Origin of the sequence: Collimonas fungivorans (genome assembly GCF_028292705.1) — a bacterium.
GTDB classification, from domain to species: Bacteria; Pseudomonadota; Gammaproteobacteria; order Burkholderiales; family Burkholderiaceae_D; genus Collimonas; species Collimonas fungivorans_B.
In genome coordinates this window covers 1-9,025 of record NZ_JAQGLV010000398.1, presented here as the reverse complement: position 1 = coordinate 9,025, position 9,025 = coordinate 1, and the positions used below count along the sequence as shown (strand labels likewise).

General features: G+C 60.1%; 9 protein-coding genes. 3 read left to right on the top strand and 6 right to left on the bottom strand.

Features of this window, described 5'->3' with window-relative positions:
- The 3 genes from JWQ61_RS21405 to JWQ61_RS21395 form a co-directional block, all read right to left on the bottom strand.
- The coding region (locus JWQ61_RS21405; RefSeq protein WP_304362296.1) for a bifunctional (p)ppGpp synthetase/guanosine-3',5'-bis(diphosphate) 3'-pyrophosphohydrolase at positions 1-2,107 on the bottom strand (2,107 nt) is incomplete at its 3' end.
- A gap of 10 nt (positions 2,108-2,117) precedes the next feature.
- Positions 2,118-2,468 carry a RidA family protein gene (locus JWQ61_RS21400; RefSeq protein ID WP_061539706.1) on the bottom strand — a complete coding sequence of 117 codons (351 nt, stop codon included), beginning with the start codon at positions 2,466-2,468 and terminating at the stop codon, positions 2,118-2,120.
- Between the two features lie 63 nt (positions 2,469-2,531).
- Entirely contained in the window at positions 2,532-3,398 is an 867-nt protein-coding gene (locus JWQ61_RS21395) for an alpha/beta fold hydrolase (RefSeq protein ID WP_304362295.1), read from the bottom strand.
- 428 nt (positions 3,399-3,826) lie between these two features.
- On the opposite strand from JWQ61_RS21395, the gene JWQ61_RS21390 reads away from it, so the two are divergent.
- Positions 3,827-4,636, top strand: a complete 810-nt coding sequence (locus JWQ61_RS21390; RefSeq protein WP_304362294.1) for a polysaccharide deacetylase family protein — start codon at positions 3,827-3,829, stop codon at positions 4,634-4,636.
- An 82-nt stretch (positions 4,637-4,718) separates the two neighbouring features.
- On the opposite strand, the gene JWQ61_RS21385 is transcribed toward JWQ61_RS21390, so the two are convergent.
- Both JWQ61_RS21385 and JWQ61_RS21380 read right to left on the bottom strand, forming a co-directional pair.
- A complete protein-coding gene (locus JWQ61_RS21385; RefSeq protein ID WP_041741549.1) occupies positions 4,719-5,372 on the bottom strand; it encodes a CoA transferase subunit B in 654 nt (217 codons plus the stop codon).
- Between the two features lie 22 nt (positions 5,373-5,394).
- A complete protein-coding gene (locus JWQ61_RS21380) occupies positions 5,395-6,093 on the bottom strand; it encodes a CoA transferase subunit A (RefSeq protein ID WP_304362293.1) in 699 nt (232 codons plus the stop codon).
- 127 nt (positions 6,094-6,220) lie between these two features.
- Here JWQ61_RS21380 and JWQ61_RS21375 point away from each other — a divergent pair, with 127 nt between their 5' ends.
- Positions 6,221-6,796, top strand: coding sequence for a LuxR C-terminal-related transcriptional regulator (locus tag JWQ61_RS21375; RefSeq protein WP_144736034.1), 576 nt, complete (start codon positions 6,221-6,223; stop codon positions 6,794-6,796).
- Here the strand turns inward: JWQ61_RS21375 and JWQ61_RS21370 are convergent.
- Positions 6,793-7,212, bottom strand: a complete 420-nt coding sequence (locus JWQ61_RS21370) for a thioesterase family protein (RefSeq protein WP_304362292.1) — start codon at positions 7,210-7,212, stop codon at positions 6,793-6,795. The genes JWQ61_RS21375 and JWQ61_RS21370 overlap by 4 nt on opposite strands.
- A 143-nt stretch (positions 7,213-7,355) precedes the next feature.
- Between JWQ61_RS21370 and JWQ61_RS21365 the strand changes: the two genes are divergently transcribed.
- The coding region (locus JWQ61_RS21365; RefSeq protein WP_304362291.1) for an electron transfer flavoprotein-ubiquinone oxidoreductase at positions 7,356-9,025 on the top strand (1,670 nt) is incomplete at its 3' end.

The following is a 9,025-nucleotide window of genomic DNA, read 5'->3' as shown; positions in this document are numbered from 1 at the left end:
ACACTTCCGAGATATCCCGCAACAGGCCCTGGCGATCGCTCGCCAGCACGAAGATATCGACCGGATAGACAGTTTCCGCTTCCGGCGCGCCCCAGGTGGTCTGGATCACGCGTTCCGGCGCCTTGATACGCATCTCGGCGAAATTCTTGCAGTTTTCGCGATGGATGGAAACGCCTTTGCCGCGTGTGATGAAGCCGACCACCGGATCCGGCGGCGCCGGTTTGCAGCATTTGGCCAGCTGCGTCATCAAGCCGTCGGTGCCCACCACCAGCACCCCCGACCTGCCGCCATGCGCCACACTTGAGGCGCGACTCTTGCGGGTAATCGCCGCTTCTTCCAGTTCGCTACCGTGCTCGACCGACTTGGCGCCGGGGTCGTCGTGCAAGGCTTGCTCAACGTGGCGCAGGCTGAATTCATCTTTGCCTATCGCCAGCAGCAGGTCTTCCAGCTTGGCGAATTCGAGCTTGCGCGCCAGCTCTTCCAGGTTGACCGCGGTCTTGCCTTCGCGCTGCAAGGTCTTGTCGAGCAGGCTGCGGCCGCTGGCCAGGGTCTCCTGCTGTTCGATGGCGTTGAACCAGGCGCGCACCTTGGAGCGGGTGCGCGCGCTGGCGGCGTAACCCGGCGTCAGCCAGTCGCGCGAGGGGCCGGCGCCGCCAGGAGCGTTCTTGGCGGTGATGATTTCTACCGTCTGGCCGTTCTTCAACGGCGTATTCAGCGGCACCATGCTGCCGTCCACCCGCGCGCCGCGGCAGCGATGGCCGACGTCGGTATGCAGGTAGTAGGCAAAATCGATGGGCGTGGCGCCGCTCGGCAGTTCGATCACGCGCGCCTGCGGCGTCAGCACGTAGATGTGGTCGTTCAGCGTAGCCTGCTTGAGCTTTTCCAGCCATTCGCGGCGGCTGTCTTCATGCTCGACCACCGCATCCACCACTTCGCTTTTCCAGGCCAGCAGCTGGCGCAGCCATGCGATCTTTTCGTCGTACTTCTGCGCCGAGAAATTGGAGCCGCCGGCTTCCTTGTAGCGCCAGTGGGCCGCTACCCCGTACTCGGCGAAATGATGCATTTCGTTGGTGCGTATCTGCACTTCCAGCGCCCGGTCGTCATCGGCCAGCACCACCGTGTGCAGGGACTGGTAACCGTTCTGCTTGGGGCGAGAGATATAGTCGTCGAATTCTTTCGGGATCGGCACCCAGATGTTGTGGACGATGCCGAGCACGGTGTAGCAAGTCTTGACATCGTCGACGATCACGCGGAAAGCGCGCACGTCGTACAGCTCGGAAAAATCGAGCTCCTTGCCCTGCATCTTGTTCCAGATGCTGTAGATGTGTTTCGGCCGGCCCGAGACTTCAGCCTTGATATCGGCCGCCGCCAGCTCGCTGCGCAGGCGGGTGATGGCGGCGTCGACAAAACCTTCGCGTTCGATGCGCCGCTCTTCCAGCATCTTGGCGATGCGCTTGTAGGTGACCGGATCGATGAAGCGGAACGACAGGTCTTCCAGTTCCCACTTGAGCTGCCAGATCCCGAGCCGGTTGGCCAGCGGCGCATACAGGTCCAGCGTCTCGCGCGCGTACTGGCTGGTGCGCTCGTTTTCCATCTTGTGCTCGGAAAAATAACGCAGCGCGGTGACGCGCGAAGCCAGCCGCACCAGCACCACCCGCATGTCGGTCGCCATCGCCAGCAGCATCTTGCGCAGGGTTTCCACCTGGCTGGCGGCTTGCTGGGCGGCGTTCTTGCCGCGCATGACTTCCTGCGGCAGGCCGAAGGTAAAGCCGTGCAGCCGCATCAGCTGGCGGATGCCGCCGACCAGGTCGGAAATCTCCTTGCCGAAGCGCTGTTCGATGGTGTCGGCATAACTGGCGTCGAGCAAGGGCAGCTCGAACAGTAGGCCGGCGATGCGGGTTTCGACATCGGTATCGAGCAGCGCCAGGATGCTGGTGACGCCTTGCGAAAAATCGAGCGTGCTCTGGCCGGTCGTGATGACGTTGTCGGCATACAGCGGCTCGACAAAAGCCAGGGCGTCGAGCACGCGTGCGCTGTCCTCGGCACTCAAGCCGGCGGTGCACAGCTGGATTTGCGTAGCGCGTTGTGTTGCAGTGAGCGAAACCATGCTTACATCTTTATTTTTGTGCTGCGACCACGATAATTTCTATCAGGATTTCCGGACGCGCCAGCTTGGCTTCCACCGTCGCCCGCGGCGGCGCATTGCCGGCGGAAACCCAGCTGTCCCAGACTGCATTCATGCCATCGAAATCCTTGACGTCGGCCAGGTAGATCTGGCAGGACAGGATGTGATGCTTGTCGCTGCCGGCTTCCACCAGCAGGCGGTCGATATGGCCGAGCGATTCGCGCGTCTGGCCTTCGATGTTCTGGGTGGTGTCTTCGGCCAGCTGGCCGGCCAGGTAGATCGTGCCGTTATGGATGGCGACTTCCGAAAGTCTCTTGCCGACGTGCAGGCGCTGGATAGTCATATTTCGTCTCCTCGATTAAACAATAAATAAGCTGTAAATCAGCAGTAAATCAGCAACAACAAATCAGTCGATCAGGAAGTCGGTGACGACTTTTATCTGGTCGATATGCAAAAAGGTTGGCGCATGGCCGACGCCGGCCAGTTCCACCAGCTTGGCTTTTGGTCCGCTTTCGGTCATCAGGCGGGCGGTCTCGACGGACAGCAGATCGGATGCGGCGCCGCGCACCAGCAAGGTGGGACAGGTGATCGCCTGGTAGGCTTTCCACAGCAGCTGTTCCGACAGCTTGAAGACTTCGGCGCTGGTCGAGATGAAAGGCTGGGCCAGCTTCAGGTCGTAATGGCGGATCCACTGGCCATCCGCGTTCTGGCGCAAGACGTCGCTGGCCAGCTTGTGCCACTCGGCGTCGGTATGCGGGCCGAACGATGCCGAGATGGCGCGCACATAAGCGGCGGCTTCGTCGAATGTGGCGAAACGCATGTCGGCGCCGATATACTCGCCGATGCGCCCCATCGCCTCGGCATTCAGGCTGGGGCCGATATCGTTCAGGACCAGCTTGCGTATCGGATTTTCCGGCAGGGACGCGAGGCCGATGCCGATCAGGCCGCCCATCGAGGTGCCGACCAGGTCGACGGTTTCGGCGTTGAGCCGCGCCAGCAAGGTCACCACATCGTTCAGGTATTGCGGCAGCACGTAGTATTGCGGGTCGCGCAGCCAGTCCGAGCGGCCGCGACCGGCCACGTCCGGGCACACCACGCGGTAGGTATCACAGACGGTGCGCGCCAGCTGGTCGAAATCGTCCGACACCCGGGTCACGCCATGCAGGCACAGCAATACGTTCGGATTATGCGGATCGCCCCATTCCTGGTAGGCCATTTTATGCAGGCCGGCGGGTGAAATGCACTGGACAGACTTGTGGGTTGGTATGGTCATTGCGGTCCCGTTTCGGCAAAACTTGATGGGTGGCGGCAAGCAAAACGGTGGTCAGACAATATGTTTTGCTTTGCGTATATACAACATCTTATCGCATATGACGCTACCCTTGCACGCCAGCTCTCACAGACGGACAGTAAAAACCGGATTTTTGCCCCGGTTCCCGACCATACGGCCACCGTAACTGTAGTTGTTTGTAACAGCCGGCCGGCAGCACAGGCGGTGGGCGTATCATTCGCGCTGCGCCGCCTCCTCATCTCAATCACTGTTCTATTGTCTGTCACCGCATGTCTTCGCTTCCCGCTTCATTCATGTCATTGCGCAAGGTAATTCCCTGCTCGTCACGGCATATCAAAAAAATCATTTCCGGCCTGGTCGTGATTTTGGTGGCGGTCGGTGCCGCAGGTTGCGCCATTGAACCGGTTCCCATGTCGCCTCAAACCGCCGAGCGACTGAAATCCCAGCCGCCGATCCGATTCCTGCTGACTTTCGACGATGGCCCGGCCAGGCCAAGGACTGACAATCCGACACTGTCCATACTGGATACGCTCGCGCGTAATCCGCTGCAACCCGGCGTCAAAGCCCTGTTTTTTGTGCAAACCCGTTCGGCCGATGCCGGCGAGACGGAATTTGGGCGGAACATATTGCGGCGCGAAGTCGATGAAGGACATTTGCTGGGCTTTCACACCGCCACGCCGCATCATGCCAACCATCGCTTCCTCAGTCCCGACATATTGGAGCAATCGTTAAACGATGGCATTGCCGACATTGTTTCGATTCAGGGAAGCCCGCCGAAACTGGTGCGGCCGCCGTTCTGGAACTACGACAAGCGTACGTTTGCCGCTTACCAGCAGCGGGACATGCATATGCTGCTGACCGACCTGAGCGCGAACGACGGCAAGATATATGGCATCAAGGGCAGCCTGAGAAGACGCTCCAACATGCTGCATCTGTTGACGGCTGTGCGCGAACGGATTGCCGCGGGCGAGTTGCCGACGGTCGATGGAAGTATTCCTGTGGTGGTGAGTTTTCACGATATCAACAGTTACACCGCTGACCACATGGCGGAATATCTGCAAATACTGATGGATTGCGCGCGAGCAGTCCAGCTGCCGACGGCAAGCAAACCGTTTTACGACGACAAGGCCGCGCTGGAACGTGCGGCGCTGGCAAGAAGCGTACGGGATAGTACGCAGGCTGAGCACCTGCCCGGATTCTGGAACTGGCTGTGGGAATAGGTAAAAATACCAACACCGCTTGACCATAAAAAATGGCGCCTGACACGCGATCGGTGCCAGGCGCCATTTTTCCAGATGAATTTCAGTGCAGCGCGCTAAGGTCCAATGGCGCGCCGGTCTGCTCGATGATGTCCTGCTGGCTCACACCCGGCGCCAGTTCGACCACCTTCAAACCTTGCGGCGTTATATCCAGCACGCCGAGATCGGTGATGATGCGGTTGACGACGCCGACGCCGGTCAGCGGCAGGTTGCAGGCCTCGAGGATCTTGTGCGAAGTGGAGCCGTCCTTGCTCTTGGCGACATGTTCCATCAGCACCACTACCCTGCCGACGCCGGCCACCAGGTCCATGGCGCCGCCCATGCCCTTGACCATCTTGCCCGGGATCATCCAGTTCGCCAGGTCGCCGTGCTGGGACACTTGCATGGCGCCGAGTATGGCGATGTTGATTTTGCCGCCGCGTATCATGGCGAACGAATCCGCCGAGCTGAAATACGAGGATCCCGGCAGCGATGTCACGGTCTGCTTGCCGGCGTTGATGAGGTCGGGATCGACTGCATCGTCGGTAGGGAACGGTCCTATGCCCAGCAAGCCGTTCTCCGACTGCAGCCAGACTTCGATTTCCTGCGGTACGTGGTTCGCCACCAGGGTCGGCAAGCCGATGCCGAGGTTGACATAAAACCCGTCCTGCAATTCCTTTGCCGCGCGCGCGGCCATTTCGTCACGTGTCCAAGCCATTTTATTCTCCGTATTCTGTGGGTTATGCCGTGCGAACGGTGCGCTGTTCGATTCGCTTTTCCGGCGTCGCATTGACCACGATGCGGTGGACGAATATGCCGGGCGTATGCACCTGGTCCGGATCGAGTTCGCCGACCTCGACCAGATGCTCGACTTCCACCACGGTGATCTTGCCGGCCATGGCCACGTTCGGATTGAAGTTGCGGGCCGTCTTGTTGAATATCAGGTTGCCGCTGCGGTCCGCCTTGTAGGCCTTGACCAGGGAAATGTCAGCCACCAGCGCGCGTTCCATCACATACTTGGCGCCGTCGAATTCGCGGATTTCCTTGCCTTCGGCGACCAGCGTGCCGACCCCGGTCTTGGTGAAGAACGCCGGGATGCCGGAACCGCCGGCGCGCAGCTTTTCCGCCAGCGTGCCTTGCGGCGTGAATTCCAGCTCCAGTTCGCCGGCCAGGTACTGCCGTTCGAATTCCTTGTTCTCGCCGACATACGAGGCGATCATTTTCTTGATCTGGCGCGTCGCCAGCAATTGCCCCAGGCCGAAGCCGTCGACCCCGGCGTTGTTCGAAATCGCGGTCAGGTTCTGCACCGCCGAATTGCGCAGCGCCAGGATCAGTGCCTCGGGGATGCCGCACAGGCCGAAGCCGCCTACGGCGATGGTCTGGCCATCTTTGACTATGCCGGCCAACGCGCTTGCCGCGTCAGGATAAACTTTGTTCATGCCAATGCCTCCTGTTTGTGTAAACTCCAACTATTATTGCTTTGCGTGCAGTCTGTTAGCATATGACGAAGCGCTGCTTCCAACAATACCGTAAAAATACGAAACCAACACCAGACTGATCCGACAAGTGCCACTGCCTAATCTAGCTGTCGACTACGAAACGATTTTTGCCCATGCGCCGATCGGCATGTGCGTCTCTGAACGCCGCATCATGCAGGTATGCAACCTGGCGCTGGCGCGCATGTTCGGCTACCAGCCGGGTGAACTGAACGGCGAGTCGTTCAAGGTGCTGTACCCGACCCAGGACGAGTTCGAGCGCACCGGCGCCCGCATCGTTCCTATCATGAACGCCAAGGGCATCTATTCCGACGAAAGAATCATGCGGCGCGCCAACGGCGAGCTGTTCTGGTGCCATGTCACCGGCCACGCGCTGGTGCCGGAAGACACCCACGCTGCGGGCATCTGGACTTTTGAAGATTTGAGTGAAAAACGCCGCGCCTCATCCACGCTGTCGCCGCGCGAACGGGAAATCGCAGCGCTGCTGGTGGAAGGCAAGACCAGCAAGCTGATCGGCAAGCAGATCGGCCTCAGCCCGCGCACGGTGGAGATGCACCGCGCCAACCTGATGAAAAAATTTACCGCCTCCACCTCCAGCGAACTGGTGCACCGGCTGCTGGGCATTGCCCAGAGCGAAGGCGTTTAGGCCACCGGCGCCGGGTTGGTCAGCAACTGGCGCAGGTCGTCAGGCAACGGCATCGATTTTTCCAGGTCGAAATCGACCCAGACGATCTTCGCCATGCCTTCAGCGAACACCACTTCCGGCAGGTCGGCACGGCGGATTTCGTAGCTCGCCTCGAAGCTGGAGCGGCCGACGGCGCCGATATAGGATTTGACTTCGACTTCGCAGGGATATTTCAACTGCCGCAGGAAACTGCATTGGGCGTTGACCAGCACCGGCCCGTGGCGCGAATCGAAGTCGCTGCCGATCTGCTGCAGCCACTCTATGCGCGCCTGCTCCATGTAGCGGAAATACACGGTGTTGTTGACGTGGCCGAGCGCATCCATATCGCCCCAGCGCATGGCGATGCGTGTGGTATGAATGTGTTTTCTGTTTTCCATTGCACTAACTTTCCTGAATACGGTAAATTGGCGTCCTGCAAGCGAGGAACAGCACTAACCCGCCGTTGAAACCTAGCATTCTGCCGCAAAATCCCGGACAATTAGCACATCCGTTCGAAAAATTAATTATAGGTAAAGAGACAATGACTCCAACCCAAGGGCAGAACCAGCAGAACCTCCTGGAACAATACGGTCCGCGCGAAGCCATGGAATATGACGTGGTGGTGGTCGGCGGCGGCCCGGCCGGCCTGGCGGCGGCGATCCGGCTGAAACAGCAGGCAGCTGAAAAAGGCCGCGAGGTGTCGGTCTGCGTACTGGAAAAAGGCAGCGAAATCGGCGCCCATATCCTGTCCGGCGCAGTGATGGACCCACAAGCGCTGACCGAACTGCTGCCAGACTGGAAACAGCTGGGCGCGCCGCTGACCACCGAAGTCAGCGAAGACCGCTTCCTGTTCCTGACCGAGAAAAAAGCCTACAAGACGCCGAACTGGATGCTGCCTGCCTGTTTCCAGAACCATGGCAATTACGTCATCTCGCTGGCCAACGTGGTGCGCTGGCTGGGGCAGCAGGCGGAAATCCTGGGCGTGGAGATTTTCCCCGGCTTCCCGGCGGCCGAAGTGCTATACAACGAGGATGGCTCGGTCAAGGGCGTCGCCACCGGCAACATGGGCGTCGACCGCCACGGCCAGCCTACCGACGCCTTCCAGCTGGGCATGGAGCTGCACGCCAAGTACACCCTGTTTGCCGAAGGCGCGCGCGGCCACCTGGGCAAGCAGCTGATGGCGAAGTTCGACCTGAACAAGGGCAAGGATCCGCAGACCTATGCGATCGGCATCAAGGAACTGTGGGAAATCGACCCCAAGCTGCATCAGCCTGGCCTGGTGGTGCATACCGCGGGCTGGCCGCTGGATACCCAGACCTACGGCGGCTCTTTCCTGTACCACCTGGAAAACAACCAGGTCGCGGTCGGCTATGTGGTCGGCCTGGCTTACGAAAATCCCTACCTGTCGCCTTACGAAGAATTCCAGCGCTACAAGACGCATCCGGAAATCAGCAAGTTTTTCCAGGGCGGCAAGCGCATTTCCTACGGCGCCCGCGCGATTACCGCCGGCGGCCTGCAATCGCTGCCCAAGCTGACCTTCCCTGGCGGCGCCCTGATCGGCTGCGATGCCGGTTTCCTCAACGCCAGCCGCATCAAGGGCAGCCACGCCGCCATCAAGACCGGCATGCTGGCCGCCAACGCCGCGTTCGAAGCCCTGGGCAACAACCGCCAGTTCGACGAGCTGACGGCCTATAGCGAGGCATTTGAACAGTCCTGGCTGCACCAGGAACTGCACAAGGCGCGCAACTTCAAGCCGTGGATGAGCAAGGGCCTGTATCTCGGCACTTTGATGGTCGGCATCGACCAGGTGGTGTTCGGCGGCAAAGCGCCATGGACCCTGCGCCATACCCATGCCGATCACGAATGCCTGAAACCGGCCGCCAATTACGCGCCGATCAAGTATCCGAAGCCGGACGGTAAGTTGACCTTCGACCGCCTGTCGTCGGTGTTCATCTCCAACACCAACCATGCCGAAGACCAGCCGATCCACCTGACCTTGAAGGATCCGAACGTGCCGGTCAACATCAACCTGCGCGACTATGCCGGGCCGGAAGCGCGCTACTGCCCTGCCGGCGTGTATGAATTCGTGACCAATGAAGATAATACCGAGCGGCTGCAGATCAATGCGCAAAACTGCGTGCATTGCAAAACCTGCGACATCAAGGATCCGACGCAGAATATCGTGTGGGTGACGCCGGAAGGCGGCGGCGG